The organism is Pseudomonas sp. PA15(2017) (genome assembly GCF_001945395.1).
Taxonomy (GTDB): Bacteria; Pseudomonadota; Gammaproteobacteria; order Pseudomonadales; family Pseudomonadaceae; genus Aquipseudomonas.
The window spans coordinates 23,720-40,928 of record NZ_MSXV01000044.1 but is presented as its reverse complement, the minus strand read 5'-3'; the positions used below and the strand labels follow the sequence as shown (position 1 = coordinate 40,928).

The window sequence follows — 17,209 nt, the reverse complement described above, 5'->3', positions numbered from 1 at the left end:
AGCTGCGGCATGCAGTCGTTAAAGTCGCTGTACGATTCCATCGAGATGCACTTTTTCGATACCTTGACCAAGAAATTATCCAGCCTGTTCCTGCTGGTGCTGGTCAGCGGCCTGCTGGTCTGGGTAGCCCTCAGCCTGCGCGCCGACATCGTCCAGTTGCTGCATGGCGCGCAGATCGACCCGGCCCTGCTCAAACAGGTGGAAGGCAAACTCGACACCCTCGGCACCGCCCTGGCGCTCAGCGCGCTGTTCACCCTGGGCATGGTCAGCTTCATGGTCTGGTATTTCCGCCACCTGATCGTGCGCCCGGTCGACAACATGACCCGCGCCCTGGAAGAGATAGCCAGCGGTGAGGGCGACCTGTCCCGTGACCTGCCCCTGCTCACCCACGATGAAATCCGCACCCTGGCCAGCACCTGCAACCGCTTTCTGGCCAAGCAGCGCGAGATCATCAGCAACGTGCAGGCGCTGACCGTGCAGATCGCCGTCGAATCGGCCCGCTCGCTGAAGAACATCAGCGACTCCAGCGACAGCGCCACCCACCAGGCACGTTTCGCCAACGAGGTGATGAGCGAGAGCAACAGCGCGGTCGGCCGCATCGAAGAGGTGTCGCAGCAGACCCAGGCCATCTCCACCACCACCGCGCACAACCTGAGCATGGCCCAGGACTCCTACGCCGAACTGCTGGAAGTGACCGGTAACATCAGCGCCATTTCCAACAGCCTCAACGAATTCAGCACCCTGGTCTCGGCGCTCAACGAGCGCTCGTCGAACATCAAGTCGGTGGTCGGCCTGATCCAGCAGATCTCCTCGCAGACCAACCTGCTGGCCCTCAACGCGGCCATCGAGGCGGCCCGCGCTGGCGAAAGCGGCCGTGGTTTCGCGGTGGTTGCCGATGAGGTGCGCACCCTGGCGCAGAACGTCAGCCAGGCCACCGGCGACATCTCGCAGAACATCGACGCCATGCTCAAGGAAGTCAGCACCACCCACGAGCAGACCGCGCGTATCAGCCAGAGCGCTCGGGAAACCCAGGTGGTGGTCGAACGCGCCACCGGCCACTTCGAGATCATGATCAGCGATTTCGAATCCACCAATGGCAAGCTGGCGGAGATCGCCGAGCACATCCAACAGGTGGCCGATGCCAATACCGGTATCAATGATCGTGTGACCCAGATCCATGCCGACAGTCAGGCCATTGACCAGCGCATGCAGCGTTCGGCCACTGCCACCCGGGACCTTTCTTCCGTTGCCGAGCGGGTGCAGGAACTGCTCGGCCGCTTCGTGCTCGGCCAGGGCGAACTCGATGCCGCCATCACCCGCGCCACCGGGTGCCGTGATGCGCTGCAGGCTCGCCTGGCAACCCTGCAGCGCGAAGGCGTGAACCTGTTCGACCAGAACTACAAGCTGATCGCCAATACCGATCCCAAGCAGTACATGACCGGCTACACCGAGCGCTTCGCGCAGATCTGCCAGGAAGAGATCGACCGCCTGACCAAGGGCACGCCTGGCGGCATCGTCACCTTCATCGTCGACACCAAAGGCTATTGCCCGGTGAACAACAGCTGGGTATCGAAAGCGCCAACCGGCAACCGCGCGGTCGACCTGCCGGTATGCCGCAACAAGCGCATGTTCTCCGACCCGGTGGGCCTGCGCGCAGCGAGCAACACCCAGCGTTTCTTGCTGCAGACCTACCTGCGCGATACCGGCGAGATCATGACCGAGATCGACGTGCCGTTCTTCTTCGAAGGCCGCCACTGGGGCAACATGCGCATGGGCTTCGATGCCTCACGCCTGCTGGGCAAATCCTGATGTCCGCGAGTTGATCGGCCTTCAGCCAAGCTAAACAAAGCCCCGAATCATCGGGGCTTTTTCATGGGCGCGTGGTGCGCTCAATGCAGGGAGTCCAGGTTACGCCGCGACCACATCAGCTTGGCTGCGGTCGGATTGACCGGCGCACCGGTGAACGTCGGCAATTTGCGCGATACCCATTGAGCTCCGGCGCCTTTCCAGTTCACCTCGCCGCTGACCAGCTTGCGGTCACGCAGAATCTCGCGCTCGAGTGCACGGGCGCCGTCCTCGCTGTCCACGGCCAGCTTGTCGACGGCCTTGAGGAACACGGCCTCGCCCTCTTTGCTGATGCTCAGCAGGTACATGCCATCCGGGCGTGGTTTGATGGAAATATCGTGATCGGGCAATGCAGTGCAAAGTTGTTCGATAACGGCAGTATTCATTTGGATGACCCTTTAGTGTTGGCAGGCAATTGTTTACAAGTGCCCACCGACCGGTGCATCACGTATGCCAACTTTATCGCTCCAGGAATTTGCCGTTTTATTGATCATCGAGCCGCTTACGCTTGCAGCGCGCTCTTGCACTTTGCATGAATCGGTTTAATTGCACGGGCATCATGCATGTCGCTGCCAATAAGCAGCTTTCAAAAGGCCATCATGGCCGACTATCTTTTTAACCGAACTTAATCAACTAACGGCATTTCGTAATTGAACGGGCTATTGCCTCGTAACATGCCGCAACGTTCGTTCAAGCAATGGCAAACATGTCAGCAAGACGCTTGCTGACGCTCCGTCCCAACCCCGCGAACGCCCGACTTCACGGGCCCTCGCCGTAACGAAAGGAGATCCGCCATGGGCGATCCTTCCCTGCTTTTCTGGCTCGGCGCATTCGTCGTCATCGCTTTCGTTGATCTGGTCACCATCATGAATCTGTGGCGCAGCGACAAGAGCCTCAATACGCGACTGATGTGGGCACTCATTATTGTATTGCTGCCGATAATCGGCTTGGTTATCTGGGGTTATGCAGGCCCGCGCGGCATGCCAAAGCCCCCCACTTCGCCAGAGCAAAGTAAGTAATCTCGATTGACAATAACGAGCCACCCTGCACTATTGCCTTAATAAAAGGAGCACAACCGAGAGCAATAATTGTGGCAAAGATGAAATTCCTAGACGCCGCTACATTGCTGTATAACTATTTCCAACCACTTGTTGTACACGTGTCATTGGAGTCGCCGACGAGCATGGTCGTGCGGCTTTCGGAAATGGATTCGACGACCTCCCTCGAAGTGCGCGATATCCCCTGCAGGACATCGCTCACTCCAACGGAGGTTTTCGCCATCATCGAGCAGATCGAAGAACGCATCCGCCGTGAAAAGCCCGAGCTGTTCAAACGCCATTGCGTTAACAAGATGCGCCTGCCCTGAGGCTCAAGCCTGGGGCTCGCGCTGGCGATCCTGATAAATGGCATCGAGCAGCACCACCAACTCGGCGGCCGTAGGGACAGTACGCCCACCCAGCTCATCCTGCACCGACGCGCGCACACTTCTGGTAGCGAGCCCGAAGCGGTTCAGCGCGTCGCTCATCGCCTGATCATCCAGCCCTTGTTGTTCGAGCAGGCGCATCAAGCTGTCCCACACATCACGCAGGTCAGGCTGGTGGTCACGGCCATCGGGCCACGGGTGGCCTACTCGCGGCTCTGGGTGCATTTCAGCCACGGTCACTTCGCCTTCGTAAGCGCGCACCGAACCGCCCTTTTCGGCCACGCGCGCATCCCGTGAGGCACGGTTCCAGGCAGCCTGGGCCAGTGCCGGCGAGGTGGTCGCGCATTGCAGTTCATCGTCGAGATAAATCCTGAATTCGCCCATGTCGTTCTCCCATCGCGTGATTGTCGACTGTCTCTGAATTCGATTCGGCCGACGCCAAGGGATTCAGGTTTTCTGCCGCCCGGAGGCCGCGAAATCCGCATATTTGAAGCATCCGGATACAGACGTCGATTGTCCGAACTCAACGGGTAATCGGGGCCTCGTAACTATCAGAGGCTGCCTGACCAGCCCTTCGATTACCAATGAGGAGGAAGCACCCATGAGCCAGAAACCAATCGACCCAACACCGCCGAACAGCCCCGCCAAGGACGTGGAAGGCGACAACGTCGACGTGGTGAAAAAGGAGAATCAGCGTCCTGGTGAAAAGACCGAGGCCGTGGACCGGGCCATCACCCCGACCACCATCAAGACCAAGGAGCAGGAAGCGGAAAAGATCAGACAGGCTTCTGAAGAAGCGCGTCGCAAGCTGGAGGAATAAGTCGCGGGGTAGCCTGCAATCATTTTGAGAGCTGCGACCTGCGGCGAATGGTGGTTACGACGCCGGTCCTGCTGCAAGGCCGCTATCGCCTTCGCGCCGGGGGGGGGGCGCTCCTACACGGACGGTGAGCTGCTTGCGATAACTGTGGGAGACGCGGCCGCGGCGAATGGCCCAGGCAACGATATTATGGAAACGGGCCCGCAGCGGGCGTACTGCGGGCCCCGGGCCTTACGGCAGCGGATTGCCGCCGGTCACCCCAAAGGTTTCACCGGTGATGTAGCTCGATTCCTGGGAAGCCAGCAGCACATACAGCGGCGCGCATTCGGCCGGCTGGCCCGGGCGCTTCATCGGCACCTGGGAGCCGAAGGTGGGGATCTTCTCCTGGGGCTGGCCGTCGCTGGGTTGCAGCACGGTCCAGATCGGCCCCGGTGCGACCGCGTTGACACGGATGCCCTGCCCGATCACCTGGCTCGACAGGGCCTTGGTGAACGCGACGATGGCCGCCTTGGTGGACGCATAGTCGAGCAACGTGGCGGATGGGTCGTAGGATTGGATCGACGCCGTGTTGATGATCGCCGCACCCGGCGGCATGTGCGCCACCGCCACCTTGCAGAGCCAGAACATGGCGTAGACGTTGGTCTTGAAGGTGTGGTCGAACTGCTCGGTGGTGATCTCGGAAATATGCTTCTGGGTGATCTGCTTGCCGGCCACATTGACCAGGATGTCCAGGCCGCCAAGGGCGCCGACCGCATCGCGCACCAGCGACACGCAGAAGGCCTCATCCTTGAGGTCACCGGGAATGGCCACCGCACGCCGGCCCTCGGCCTCGATCAGTTTGATGACTTCCTGGGCGTCCGGCTCTTCCTCGGGTAGGTAGTTGAGTACGATGTCCGCGCCTTCACGAGCGTAGGCGATGGCCGCCGCGCGACCAATGCCGGAGTCGGCGCCGGTGATCAGCGCCTTGCGCCCGGCCAGGCGGCCGAAACCGATATAGCTTTCTTCGCCGTGATCGGGCTCGGGGGTCATCTCCAGATCCAGGCCCGGCTCGGGCTGATGCTGCGCCGGAAATTCCGGCTGCGGGTACTGGGTCAGCGGGTTCTGCATGGCGAATTGGTTGGAAGTGTTGCGGGTCATCGGACTCTCCTGCCGTCTGGGTGAATGCACGGTTGCCGCCACGTCTGAAGCGCAATCGCTGCAGGTAGAATCACCTGCGTTCCAAATAGGGAGGAAAGTCCGCCGCTTGAAGTTCCACACTTCCGAGCAGCGGGCATGAGTCGCTCTAACCCAACCGTTTCGCTTGTCCACACAGTAAAACGGCGTGCTGATCAGCGCTGCGTGGCGATCAGCGTCGGTCGTGTATCGCCGGGCGCCACTGCGGTACTCGGGCTAAGCGTCACGGGAATCGATTTGGCGGCGGGCACCTTGCTGCGTTCGGCGTGATGCCAGAGCGGCACCAACGGATTGCACTCGGGGTAGTACGCCGCGCAGCAGCCCTGGGGAATATCGTAGGCGAGAATCTGCAGCGGTCCGACCTGGCGCTCGACCGCCGGCTCCACGGCGGTGGTCACGTCTACCCAATCGCCGCCAGCCAGGCCGAGGCGCACGATATCGTCGGTGTTCATGAAGATCACCGAACGGGTGCCATGCACACCGCGAAAGCGGTCATCGTAGCCATAGATGGTGGTGTTGAACTGATCGTTACTGCGGATCGTCATCAGCTGCAGCACATCGCGCCGGCCATAGGCGGCGCTCACATCATTATCGGCAACGAGCTGCTGTGGTACCACGAACTGCGCCTTGCCGCTTTCGGTCGCCCACTCACGCTGCGCCGCGCTCAGTGGCCGGTGAAAGCCGCCGGGCTCCCACATGCGCTGTTCGAAGTCATGGAAGATGTCCGGATACACCGCCGCGATGGCCTGGCGAATCAGCCCGTAGTCGCGGCGCCACGCATCCCAGTCGATAGCGATCTGGGACGGCAGCGTGGCACGCGCTAGCCCGGCGATGATCGCCGGCTCCGAACGCAGGTGTTCGCTGGCTGGCTCGCTCTTGCCGCGCCAGCCGTGGATGCAACCGGTGCTGTCCTCGGTGCTGTGACTCTGTTCGATGCCGTCTTGGAGGTCGATCTCGATGCGTCCCAGGCAAGGCAACAGCCAGGCCTGTTCACCCGGCAGCAGGTGCGAATGGTTGAGCTTGGTGGCCACCTGCACGTTGAGCGCGAGGCGCTGCCAGGCCGGCTCGATCTGCCCGGTGTCCGGCACCGCACGCAGAAAGTTGCCACCCAGACTGACGAAGCCCCGCACCCGGCCGTCGAGCATGGCGGTGCAGGCATCGACGGTGTTCAGGCCCATGCGCTCGGGCACCTTGAATTTGAAGTGCTGCTCGATCAGGTCGACCGGCACCTTGGCCGGGTCCTCAGAGATACCCACGGTGCGCTGGCCTTGCACGTTAGAATGCCCACGCACCGGACAGATACCAGCGCCAGGCTTGCCGATGTTGCCGCGCAGCAACAGCAGGTTGACCAGCATCTGCACGTTCTGCACGCCCTGGCGATGCTGGGTCAAGCCCATGCCATAGACGATCATCACCCGCTGCGACTGCGCATAGACCAGCGCCGTCGCCTCCATGGCCGCGCGCTTGAGGCCGGTGATGGCTTCGATCTGCGCCCACTCCTGGTCGCGTACATAGGCGATGAAATCGTCCGCGCCGCTGGTGTGCTCGGCGATGAAGGCCATGTCCAGCACGCCGGGCTCGCCACGTTGCCGGGCGGCATCGTGCAGATCGAGCAGTGCCTTGCTGACGCCGACGATGGCCGCGGTATCGCCACCGATGGCGAGCTGGTGATACTGGGTGCTGATCTGCGTGGAATTAGGCCCGAGCATCTCGATTGGCGACTGCGGGTTGACGAATTCCTGCAGGCCCCGCTCCTTGAGCGGATTGAAGGTGATGATCGGCACGTCACGCTGCCGCGCTTCCTGCAATTGGTGAAGCATGCGCGGGGCGTTGCTGCCGACGTTCTGGCCGAAGAACAGCAGGCAGTCGGTGTGCTCGAAATCGTTCAGCGTCACGGTGCCGACCGGCACGCCGATGCTCTCCTGCAGGCCCACCGAGGTGCTCTCGTGGCACATGTTGGAGCTGTCGGGCAGGTTGTTGGTGCCATAGGCGCGGGCCAGCAACTGGTACATGAACGAGGCCTCCAGCGAGGCGCGACCGGAGGCATAGAACACCACCTCGTCCGGCTGCAACGCGCGCAGGCTTGTGCCGATTTCCTGGTAGGCGGCTTCCCAACTGGTTTCCTCATAGCGGTCGGTGCCCAGGTTGTAGCGCATCGGGTGGGTCAGCCGGCCGTGCTGCTCCAGGGCGTGGGCTGACCAGCCGCGTAACTCGCTGACGCTATGTGCGGTGAAGAACTGCGGGCTGCTGCGCTTGGCCGTCAGCTCCCAGGCCGTGGCCTTGGCGCCGTTCTCACAGAACTCCATCGGGTGGGCGTCATCGGGCTTGGCCCAGGCGCAGCTCACGCAGGCAAAACCTTCGGGCTTATTCTGTTTGAGCAGCGCGGCGCCGATCTTCATCACCGCCTGTTCGCGCAACAGGATGCCCGCCACCGATTTGGCCGATCCCCAGCCCCCGGACGCATCGGTATAGGGTCGATAACGGGTCTTCGGATCAGTCAGCATGTCCCTCTCCTGCGCGTGGCTCGTTCAGATACGACGAAGCCGTCTCACGAAAGGTTCGGGTTAATGGCCCTGCGGTCTGGCGGATCATTGATGAGCAGGCGTGTCAGGCGGGGCTGCGCAAAATGGCACGTTGATCGTGGAGGGATACAGGAGCGAATACGTTCGCGAGGGGCTCCTGTAGAAATCGGTGACTCCCGGGCAAAGGATTGATATCTTCTGCGCTACAGTCGTCGGTAGAAAACCTTCGTACCGATATCGCCTATCAACTGGTACGAGAACCCGGGCAGGCGGCGTGATGCGTCAATGCTCAAGCGATCTTACCTAGGCCAAGGAGTTTGCCGGCTGCAGCTCAGCTGCAGCCCCGTTCAAGCATCAGGCTGGCAGCCTGACGCTTGAACGCGACGGTGAAGGCAGGCCTTGATCCACTCATCGAACAGCTCAGCGCGGTAACCACCTTCGCCTGAAAAGAGATCCAAGAGTGAGCAGCCCTTCCTGAGGTTCTGCCACGAAAGATAAGTTTTCAGGCGGATAACCGGCGCTGCGCAGCCAGGCTCGAGTGAGGCAATACAAACGACTCGAACCTATTCTTCCGACAACGACCAGGCGATAACTGAATCACCGACTTTGGTACCGAAAGAACCGTGCCCGCCGGCCATTTGCACCACATACTGCCTACCAGTTTTCTTGGACACGTAGGTCATTGGCGTTGCCTGCCCCCCAGCCGGCAGGCGGTCTTTCCACAGTTCCTTACCTGTTTGCAGATCGTAAGCACGCAGATAATAGTCCAACGTTCCACTCATGAAGGCCAGGCCGCCCGCAGTGACGATGGGCCCGCCCAGTGCCGGGGTGCCAACCGGAAGTGGTAGCCCCAGCGGGGCGCTGTCGCGGCTGGTGCCGTTCTTGTGCATCCACACCTTCTTCATGGTACGCAGGTCGACGGCGGTCACATAGCCGAAGGGTGGCGGCTGGCAAGGTAGCCCAAGCACCGACAGGAAAGGCTCCAAACGCACCATGTAGGGCGCGCCGAGATTGGGCTGCAATCCGGTTTCACCGCCCCCACCACGCACCTCCGAGCTTACGTCGCTGCGTTTGACCATCTGAGAAACGAACGCAAGGTAGTTCGGCGCTCCGAACAGTAACTGCCGGTTGGGATCCACCGCCACCGACGGCCAATTGAATACGCCGACATTGCCAGGATAGATCAGCGACCCCTGCTGGGAAGGCGGCGTGAAATCCCCCTCGTAACGCAGCTTGCGAAATTGGATGCGACACATCATCTGATCCAATGGGGTGGCGCCCCACATATTTCGTTCGAGCAGTGGCCCCTCAGGCGCGTAGCTGAGCTGCGACACTGGCTGAGTGGCAGCTGGAGAAACACCGTAGTCGGTGCCCTGTGGAACGGGTACTTCTTCGACAGGCACAATGGGCTCCCCAGTGCGGCGGTCAAGTACGTAAATATCGCCACGCTTGGTAGCCTGAATGATCGCCGGCACCTTACCCAGCGGGCCATCTATATCAACCAGCGAGGGCTGAGACGGCAGATCTCGGTCCCAAAGATCATGGTGCACGGTTCTGAACTCCCAGCGGACTTTGCCAGTCGCCAGATCCAGAGCAACCAAGCTGGCGGTGAAGCGCTCGGACAACTCCGTACGGGGAATCGACCACTGATCGGGAGTCTGGTTACCAGTGGGGATGTAGACCAACCCCAGCGTTTCGTCGGCAGTAGCAATGGTCCAGGAGTTGGGCGTGCTGCGGACGTAAGTTTCACCAGATGCCAACGGCTCGGTCGCGTCTGGATTACCCGGGTCGAAATTCCATACCAGCTCACCCGTTTTAACGTCGTAGGCGCGAATCACGCCGCCTGGCGAATCAACCGAGCCGTTGTCGGTAATAGACCCGCCCTGAATCACCAACTTTTCAGTGACGACAGGAGGTGAGGTCGGCAGATACACACCCAGCGCATCGTTGCCGAGGCCTATCTTGAGGTCTACGGTACCAGCGTTACCAAAGTCACTACAGGGGCGGCCATCTTCAGCATCGAGCGCGACCAAAGTGCCGTCGTTGGTGGGGAGGAATAAACGGCGCTCGCAGCGTTCAGCGGGCTGATCAATCTGACGAGGGGCAACATTGGTTTCGATGCCGCCATGGTATGCAAGCCCTCGGCAGGTCATATGCTGGTAATACTCAGCATCGCGGTTGATGCTAGGGTCATAGCGCCATCGCTCCTCCCCTGTATCGGCGTCCAGAGCAATGGCGATACTATGAGGAGTGCATATATAGAGCGTGTCACCGACCTTTAACGGCGTGACCTGATTGGTGAACTCAGTGGGGTCACCAGGCCCTGGGAGATCCCCCGTACGATACTCCCAAACCTTTTCCAATCGCCCCACGTTTTGCGGCGTGATCAACGCAGCGCTCGAGTAGCGATCCCCCTTCTTCGAGCCGCCATAAGCCAGCCACTCATTTTGTGAGCGCGCTACCTGACCTTGCGTAATCGGGCTTTCCATGTGGGCGTCGCTGAAAGCCCCCTCCATTGAATGGTAGTCCTGCGTCAACGAGTAGATCGCCACCAACGCACCGACGATAACACCGCCCCCGAGCAGGCTTGTTGCTCCATCGAGCCATACACGACGAGTGCCGACATGGCGGTTCAAAAAAGGCAAAACCAGCCAAAGCCCCAGGATGCACCATAAATAAATTCGTGGTGCGAGCTGCCACCAGTCAAAGCGCACCTCGTAGATGCTCCAAGCGATAACGCCCAGAAGCAATGCACCATAAAGCGCAATTGCCGCTCTGCGCCTGGCGAATAACAGGCCTGCAACCAGTAGCAAAACGGCCCCTGCTACCAAATAATACCAAGAGCCGCCCAATGCGATGAGGTAGCAACCACCGACCGTCATTAAGAAGCCAAATGGCAGCATCGCCAGTGTTGTTAACGTGATGCGAACAGGGCGTCGTACGTAGTCCACAGTCATCCAGTACTCTCCAATTAATAGCGGCTCAAATGCAGGGGCAGCGCCGACAGGACAGCTCAAACGAACTCAACACGATCGATATAACTCCATATATTCTGACAACTGACGTTTCGGTCTCAGGGTTGCCCCAAAAAAACGCAGCCTGACCAGATATAATCTCTTAGAAATCGACAGCATAAAGAGAGTGGCTCGAGCAACTACTCCAGTCGCGACCATGCAGTTCGAAAAACCATCCTTGCGATCATCCCTTCTAATCAAGCAGCAGCCGATGAACTTAAGTGAGTTAGGCGCGAACTGAACAGGCGTCATGCGCACGCCAAGCTTGATCAGAACGCTCGTATCTCGGCTGTATCTCTCAACAACTTAATGCTTGGGTTTCGAACCTGTTAAACAGCTAGTTGATAAAAATACTGAAGGGCAGGCTCATCTGCGCCTTGACTGTTTTAGGACCTTAAACTGCACAAACCAATAAGAGGAAAAGGCCTGATCCATAAATTCTATTTATCATCATTTTCCACCACACGCTCAGAAATCATGGCCATTTCGATTTGATCAGGAAGTCAATTTCCCCGCCCTGGACATAAAAATCCAACCGATGCCCACTGATAAAGGACAGGTAATTTCAAACCATTATTTTTTTGCAGCCGCCTCCAAATCCGCCCGGGCTGCTAGTGTGTAGTCGTAGGTGGGATAAAACTCGGTTCGGTAAGCGCCCCAAGCGGATTGTTCAATAGCGAGATTCACTTCACGCAGACGCTCTGCCGGAACCTTCAATGTCACTACTTGGCCTATTCCCATCATAACGTACCAAGAAGCGACCTCAATGCCCTGCGGAGGGAATCGCTTGAAGTAATCCTGCTCACTGAGCTCACGCTTGATCTCCGCCAGAGGCTTAGATTGATCATGCCTGAGAAATATGGTGAGCAAGAAACTCCCATCTTGAAGTGCGATAGGCTCTGGCAGCATATTCACTGAGGCCGCTTGGGCAGAGGCGGTCAGGGGAGCAAAAATCGCAGCGGCTGCAAGCACAGCACTAACGGTGAGACGGTTAAACATGTCCAACTCCTTAAGAAAAATTGCAAATCGGATAATGCATATCAACTGATAGCACCATTGGTATTTCAAGGATTCGAAATACCAATAACAGCACATCATGCTTTAAGCGGCCGCCCACTAAAAAGGTAACAGCGAGTTCGTCCCGGCCTAGGCTCTGTACGACAAGTACCTGCGCTCAGTGATGCCTCGTTAAGAATCGGTTCGGAATGCTCATTTACAATTCGTAAACTCGAATGCGAACCCAGTCCGCTCCCTCACCAACTTTTGCCTCGTCTGACCTTCGCTTCGATAAATTTCTTACAGACCCTAGGTGATAAAGCCTCAACAAACAGGTACTACGGAACACTTGAGACTCGATTTAATACGCAGCATTCTTGTATTTAGATATCACAGCGAGTGCATTCAGAGTTTTATGGAGGATCGCACACGAACTTCATGAGGCCCCTTGTTAGCAACCTGTTCGAACACTTTTTCGGCGACATCTACCGCAGTAACTCTTTCACTCAAGAAGAATCCCTCAGGAACGTCATCCCTGCGAGCCTCTTCAGCTTCATCGGCATACATGGGTGGATTGTCCAGAGGGGTGTAGCCAACAAAAATCCCACTTTCCTGCAGTTCGTGGAACAAGTGCTCTGCCATAAGCTTCAATCCAGCCTGGGGCACACCAAGCATCGCAGTATTAGGATAGGCAAATCTGTCGGACTGGCCGCTGGTATAAATCAGGGAGCCAGAGCTTTCCAGAAGATAGGGGTAGCTCAACTTAGCTGCTTCCAAGGCGCCGATAAGCCTGACCTGCAGAAACTCAGTAAGCTCGACACTCTCGATTTCTAGCGCTTTTTTATAAGCACTGCGTAACGAACCAGGAGGATTGTATAAAACAACATCAATACGACCAAAGTGCGAGCTAAACTCTGCCATGGCCCTCCTCAAGTCACCAGTATTCTTTGCGTCAGCCACACTGACAGCACTTTCAACGCCCTCCAGATGGAGCACTTCCTGGAGAGCAGCCAACTTATCGGCATTTCGTCCAACCAGCCCTACTCTGAAGCCATTCTGCCCAAACTTCCGGGCGATCTCCAAACCAACACCTTTACCGGCGCCGATGACCACTATAACTTTATTCACGCCGCACTTCTCACCAAACACACAGGAACATTGGAACAACACATCACTTTAAAAGCGACGAAAGTTACACGCTATCAAATCAATAACTCAAAAAGCGCTGATTGCTTCATATTGCCTCACCATGAAATATTCCACGACATCCCTAATTTCCATATTGAATAGCTTTTTCCTCCAGGCAAAATACAAACTTTGCCTGATTTGCCCATGCAAATCACGAACGTGGATCTTAGAAAGGTCGTATATATTGGATTCTATTATGCTACGGGGCAAAAAAGAGAAACCTTCTCCGCCCCTGACGGAGTTCACCCGTGTGGCATAATTGTCGGTTTGCAGCGTATAGGACGGCGTAATACCATTATTCTCCATCCAACTTAACGTTAACGCCGAAATCGAACAACTCCCATTAAAAGAGTAGTAGTCCAGCTCGCTCAGCGCATGCAACTCAGACCCGGCAAAGCATTCGGGCGTTATCAGAAAAAAATCCTGATCGCAAAAGAACTTGGCATCTAGAAGTGGGTGTACAACGGGCCCCTCCATCAGGATCAAGTCCAGGTCACCTGACATCAGCATCTGCTCTAGGCAGTAAGAATCTTGCGACTGTATCTCTATTTTAATACCCGTTATATCGCGCCTTATCGACTCGACCTGACTTGATATGATACTCATCAATGCAAAGTCAGGAACGCCCAGTCTCAGGTGTGAGAAAACCGATCCAGCCTTGTAACTATTCTCTAGCTCAGAGAGCTCGCTAAGCAACGGCTTTACTTTTTTATAAAAGAGTCGCCCCTGAGGCGTAAGCAGAAGCTTCTTATTCTCTCTATAAAAAAGATCAACTCCAAGGTCCCGCTCCAGGTCCTGTATTCTCAATGAAAGGTTTGAGGGAACGGTATGAAATATCTTTGCAGCTGCAGCAATGGTTTCATTCTCAACTACACCGCAAAAGAACTTGATTTTGTTCAAACTCAGCATGGCAATCCTAACTACGACAGAAAAAATTCTCCGCGACGAGCTTCATCGCCTGTATTTGATTCGACAATCAAACACACCCACCAATCTGCAAAGTTCACTTCCAGAGAACTTTACTACTACTGAAATCAGTGCACTGTCGCTTCTAATCAATCAGCCTTGCTCACACCCGAAGCGCTTTGGAGAATCCAGACCTGCATCGGTCACATCCTCCTACCTGCGAAAACCATCAATTCATCTTTAATCCTCGATAGATAAGCGCGCATTCACACTGCAGGCCCAAGAGCCGAACTTATCGAAACCCGGCAGCTCTCACTATCGAGAATACACAGTGATGTTATTAACTGAAAATAACAAATAATAATATTCATGATTACAAAAAATAATCAAAATAACACTTGCACTGTAGCCATATACGTACAACCCAGAATACTGTTTCGAAATATAACCCCAACCACATTTCACTTGAATAGCCAATGAGCCTGCACGATATTCCGGGTATTTATCCAAGCCTTAAGAGGCTGTGAATCGTGATTCATCATTCGACACGCTATTTTTCAATTACATGCCGCTCCTATCACCTGCGAGCTAGCATTCATGAAACCCTCACAGCTATACGACAGGACGATGTAAAGGCAACGAAATTTAAGCCTCGCGAGGGGCACTATACGCTCAGGGATGCACCTTCCTCGCAGGCCTTGGTAGCTGACAGGCTGGATCAACATCGCTCTCGATAGCATGGTACATTAACAAACTGACCTATCCGGATGTAACTTTCATCCAGGCAGCGGCAACATCATCATTCTTCATACCCATACCGTCGCTGATACTGTTCGTAGCGTTTCGATAACGTGCATGCCGCCTGATCACAAGATATAGCTACTTCTAGTGTAGAAAATACTGAATCAAACTAACTACCTGCTATCTTCGAGATAATAGCTAGCTGCAGCGCAAACATGCCGAACCGCCCGTACAGCAATGGCCTGCATGACTTGCATTGCGTTGCAAATTTCGCATTCGGATATAGCGGCGTCATAAAAGCTTTTAACCACAATAAATATAGGGTCAACTCCCCTCGAGACACGCGGAGACACCTCACCAATTGAAACCTTATAACATAACAAATCATGCAGGATAAGATGCACATCGAGTTAGCGTCGTGCCAGCTAGAGAGGGGGCCGGCGGGTTCGGAGGTAGGAGTACTGATTGACCAAGGCGCCACTGATGCTGGATCCAGTGTCGACGATAACTAAGCCCTCGGAATCGCACGTCCTACCGGGCCTTGTTGATAAACGGTTCAGCGTGCGGCGTCACTTACTGACCCATGCGTCATGCGGAAAATGCAGTACGAGTGCCTAAGACGCCTCGGGCTGGATCAAATGATCGCCTTGCGAATTTGTACCAGCCCAACCTCGCCCACCACTAAAGATAATTATTAATAATTGATTAATGCAATAATTACTTATTTAAAATGGAATAAACTCTCAACACACGGCTATTATCATACTCAACTCCAAGGCAGCTCGGAGAGCTATCTAGACAATCGAAAACGAAATAATTTTTTACGAAAAAATACACTTGATTTTAATTTGATCAATTATATATTCACATACAAGGCATCTTTGTTCAGACGACTCAGCCGCATCACGTCATCGTACAATGCCGCAGCAGCCGGATAGATCAAAGTTCGAATTCCCGGAAACTCTGATGCCAGATGGCAACCTGGATAGTGCAGCATGGACAACACACGAAAGTTTCGAGTAACAAGCAACGTATTTTATTGCAACACTTAGATTGTCACCAGTGAAGCGCTGTTACCGTGATCGGACATGACCCAACACAGTGCTTTGCAACTGACAACGTGTCCGCCGGACGAGATACTTGCAATGACAGCAGCACAGCTGACAATGACTTTAACGACCAACTTCTCGGCTCATACTTTCACGCCACGGGTAGCAGAAAATATCATTTCTAACAGCCACTCTGCGAAAGGTTTCCCTCGCATAATATCTACAGGGCATATCGATGAGACTACTAGCATCAGCCACAGTACTTTTCTTCCTATCAACAGTCGCCAAAGCGGAAACCTTCGCTCTTAGCTCAGCCGACTTTCAGGACAATGAGCGGCTTCAGCAGCGGTTTGCTGGCAATGCCTCTTCCAACCCCAATTGCACCGGAGAAAATATCTCCCCCACACTCCAGTGGAAAAATCCACCATCAAATACCAAAAGCTTTGCGCTGACCATGGTAGATCCAACGGGTAAGAATGGCCTCGGTGTTGATCATTTAGTCATTTACAATATACCAGTTGAACGTACAGGCTTTGCTCAAGGCGAGCTGACAACGGATATTGACTACACGAGCGGAGTGACAACACCAGCGACCAAGGGTTACTTCGGCCCCTGCCCACCTTACGGAACCGGTGAACATCACTACATCTTCACCGTGATTGCGACTGACTTGCAGGTAGATGCCCTGCCCGCTGGTTTGACTCACCGCGAACTCTTAACAAAACTAGAAGAGCATGCGCTGGCGGCCTCAAGTCTTGTAGGACGCTTCGGCAACGATTGAAATGTATTCGAAGCTGTGTCGGGAAAAGTGCGTTTTAGTCATCGGCAATTAAAGGTGGGGTGCCATTTTCAGAGTCAGCCTCTTTTGTAATGAGCGGTTGACCTCTGGACTGCTGCAGATCGAAGCAGTAGGATTCTGTTTCTTTTCCGGGCTGGACTACTTTATCCCATATTCGGCATGGGGCATGCCTATTCAGAACATGGCTCGACGGTATTTTTCAACATCTATTCAAGCTTCACGAACTTGTAATACACAGCGACCATTTGACGATATAACATCAAAAAGCAAGGGAAGCAACTAACAGCGAACATGGATGTTTGTAGTACTCAATTAGCCTATGCCTTCATTTATACACTTTAGGATGTTATCTCATGCAAGAGCTAAATCTGATTTAAATTGAGCTTGTTTCCGGGGCAGGCCTGACCGCTACAACAACTGCTGCTGGCGCAGTGGGTGGCGCCATAGTGGGTACCGGAGCTGGTGCCGCTATTGGCGGCGTAGCAGCCGGCATGCTCGGTACAGCACTTGGGACACCGATGGTTGGAGCCGTCAGTGCGACAGTGGGCGCTGCTGGTGGCGGGCTTCTAGGTGGAGGCATTGGGTTTGCAGGCGGTGCGGTCGCAGGTTTTGCCGTGGGCGCAGCCGCTGAGGTAAGCATTCGTGGGATCTCCCATATCACAGGAGTAGGCGTACCACAAATCCCTGATTTCTCCGGTGCTATTTTTAGCCGCGCACCCGCGGTATTTGCTGCGTA

General features: G+C 55.7%; 13 protein-coding genes. 5 read left to right on the top strand and 8 right to left on the bottom strand.

Annotated elements, in window-relative coordinates; translation table 11 throughout:
• The first annotated feature begins 9 nt into the window (after window positions 1-9).
• A complete protein-coding gene (locus BVH03_RS13975) occupies window positions 10-1,809 on the top strand; it encodes a methyl-accepting chemotaxis protein (protein WP_075961732.1) in 1,800 nt (599 codons plus the stop codon).
• Window positions 1,810-1,889: 80 nt separating this feature from the next.
• Here BVH03_RS13975 and BVH03_RS13970 read toward each other — a convergent pair whose 3' ends face one another.
• Window positions 1,890-2,231, bottom strand: a complete 342-nt coding sequence (locus tag BVH03_RS13970; protein WP_075961731.1) for a hypothetical protein — start codon at window positions 2,229-2,231, stop codon at window positions 1,890-1,892.
• A gap of 408 nt (window positions 2,232-2,639) precedes the next feature.
• Here BVH03_RS13970 and BVH03_RS13965 point away from each other — a divergent pair, with 408 nt between their 5' ends.
• Together BVH03_RS13965 and BVH03_RS13960 are read left to right on the top strand one after the other, a co-directional pair.
• The gene (locus BVH03_RS13965) at window positions 2,640-2,864 is read left to right on the top strand and encodes a PLD nuclease N-terminal domain-containing protein (protein WP_075961730.1); all 225 of its coding nucleotides are present in this window, start codon (window positions 2,640-2,642) and stop codon (window positions 2,862-2,864) included.
• Window positions 2,865-2,944: 80 nt separating this feature from the next.
• Window positions 2,945-3,211, top strand: coding sequence for a DUF1652 domain-containing protein (locus BVH03_RS13960; protein WP_075961729.1), 267 nt, complete (start codon window positions 2,945-2,947; stop codon window positions 3,209-3,211).
• 3 nt (window positions 3,212-3,214) lie between these two features.
• Here BVH03_RS13960 and BVH03_RS13955 read toward each other — a convergent pair whose 3' ends face one another.
• The gene (locus tag BVH03_RS13955; RefSeq protein ID WP_075961728.1) at window positions 3,215-3,652 is read right to left on the bottom strand and encodes a hypothetical protein; all 438 of its coding nucleotides are present in this window, start codon (window positions 3,650-3,652) and stop codon (window positions 3,215-3,217) included.
• A gap of 217 nt (window positions 3,653-3,869) precedes the next feature.
• On the opposite strand from BVH03_RS13955, the gene BVH03_RS13950 reads away from it, so the two are divergent.
• On the top strand, window positions 3,870-4,088 hold the full coding sequence (locus BVH03_RS13950; protein WP_075961727.1) for a hypothetical protein: 219 nt from the start codon (window positions 3,870-3,872) through the stop codon (window positions 4,086-4,088).
• Between the two features lie 228 nt (window positions 4,089-4,316).
• On the opposite strand, the gene BVH03_RS13945 is transcribed toward BVH03_RS13950, so the two are convergent.
• The 6 genes from BVH03_RS13945 to BVH03_RS13920 form a co-directional block, all read right to left on the bottom strand.
• Complete coding sequence (locus tag BVH03_RS13945; RefSeq protein ID WP_075961726.1) at window positions 4,317-5,222, bottom strand: SDR family oxidoreductase; 906 nt, start codon at window positions 5,220-5,222, stop codon at window positions 4,317-4,319.
• Window positions 5,223-5,413: 191 nt separating this feature from the next.
• A complete protein-coding gene (locus BVH03_RS13940) occupies window positions 5,414-7,762 on the bottom strand; it encodes an FdhF/YdeP family oxidoreductase (protein ID WP_075961725.1) in 2,349 nt (782 codons plus the stop codon).
• A 581-nt stretch (window positions 7,763-8,343) separates the two neighbouring features.
• Entirely contained in the window at window positions 8,344-10,737 is a 2,394-nt protein-coding gene (locus BVH03_RS13935) for a membrane-bound PQQ-dependent dehydrogenase, glucose/quinate/shikimate family (RefSeq protein ID WP_075961724.1), read from the bottom strand.
• Window positions 10,738-11,367: 630 nt separating this feature from the next.
• Entirely contained in the window at window positions 11,368-11,793 is a 426-nt protein-coding gene (locus tag BVH03_RS13930; RefSeq protein WP_075961723.1) for a hypothetical protein, read from the bottom strand.
• Between the two features lie 402 nt (window positions 11,794-12,195).
• Entirely contained in the window at window positions 12,196-12,918 is a 723-nt protein-coding gene (locus BVH03_RS13925; RefSeq protein WP_075961722.1) for an SDR family oxidoreductase, read from the bottom strand.
• Window positions 12,919-13,005: 87 nt separating this feature from the next.
• Window positions 13,006-13,887 carry a LysR family transcriptional regulator gene (locus BVH03_RS13920; protein WP_075961721.1) on the bottom strand — a complete coding sequence of 294 codons (882 nt, stop codon included), beginning with the start codon at window positions 13,885-13,887 and terminating at the stop codon, window positions 13,006-13,008.
• Window positions 13,888-15,909: 2,022 nt separating this feature from the next.
• Between BVH03_RS13920 and BVH03_RS13915 the strand changes: the two genes are divergently transcribed.
• Window positions 15,910-16,455, top strand: a complete 546-nt coding sequence (locus BVH03_RS13915; protein ID WP_075961720.1) for a YbhB/YbcL family Raf kinase inhibitor-like protein — start codon at window positions 15,910-15,912, stop codon at window positions 16,453-16,455.
• Window positions 16,456-17,209 lie beyond the last annotated feature (754 nt).

Bases quoted from the DNA above. Each gene is read 5' to 3' on its own strand.
- BVH03_RS13915 (WP_075961720.1), top strand. From the start codon at position 15,910: ATGAGACTACTAGCATCAGCCACAGTACTTTTCTTCCTATCAACAGTC.
- BVH03_RS13935 (WP_075961724.1), bottom strand. From the start codon at position 10,737: ATGACTGTGGACTACGTACGACGCCCTGTTCGCATCACGTTAACAACA.
- BVH03_RS13965 (WP_075961730.1), top strand. From the start codon at position 2,640: ATGGGCGATCCTTCCCTGCTTTTCTGGCTCGGCGCATTCGTCGTCATC.
- BVH03_RS13945 (WP_075961726.1), bottom strand. From the start codon at position 5,222: ATGACCCGCAACACTTCCAACCAATTCGCCATGCAGAACCCGCTGACC.
- BVH03_RS13955 (WP_075961728.1), bottom strand. From the start codon at position 3,652: ATGGGCGAATTCAGGATTTATCTCGACGATGAACTGCAATGCGCGACC.
- BVH03_RS13950 (WP_075961727.1), top strand. From the start codon at position 3,870: ATGAGCCAGAAACCAATCGACCCAACACCGCCGAACAGCCCCGCCAAG.
- BVH03_RS13920 (WP_075961721.1), bottom strand. From the start codon at position 13,887: ATGCTGAGTTTGAACAAAATCAAGTTCTTTTGCGGTGTAGTTGAGAAT.
- BVH03_RS13975 (WP_075961732.1), top strand. From the start codon at position 10: ATGCAGTCGTTAAAGTCGCTGTACGATTCCATCGAGATGCACTTTTTC.
- BVH03_RS13930 (WP_075961723.1), bottom strand. From the start codon at position 11,793: ATGTTTAACCGTCTCACCGTTAGTGCTGTGCTTGCAGCCGCTGCGATT.
- BVH03_RS13970 (WP_075961731.1), bottom strand. From the start codon at position 2,231: ATGAATACTGCCGTTATCGAACAACTTTGCACTGCATTGCCCGATCAC.
- BVH03_RS13960 (WP_075961729.1), top strand. From the start codon at position 2,945: ATGAAATTCCTAGACGCCGCTACATTGCTGTATAACTATTTCCAACCA.
- BVH03_RS13940 (WP_075961725.1), bottom strand. From the start codon at position 7,762: ATGCTGACTGATCCGAAGACCCGTTATCGACCCTATACCGATGCGTCC.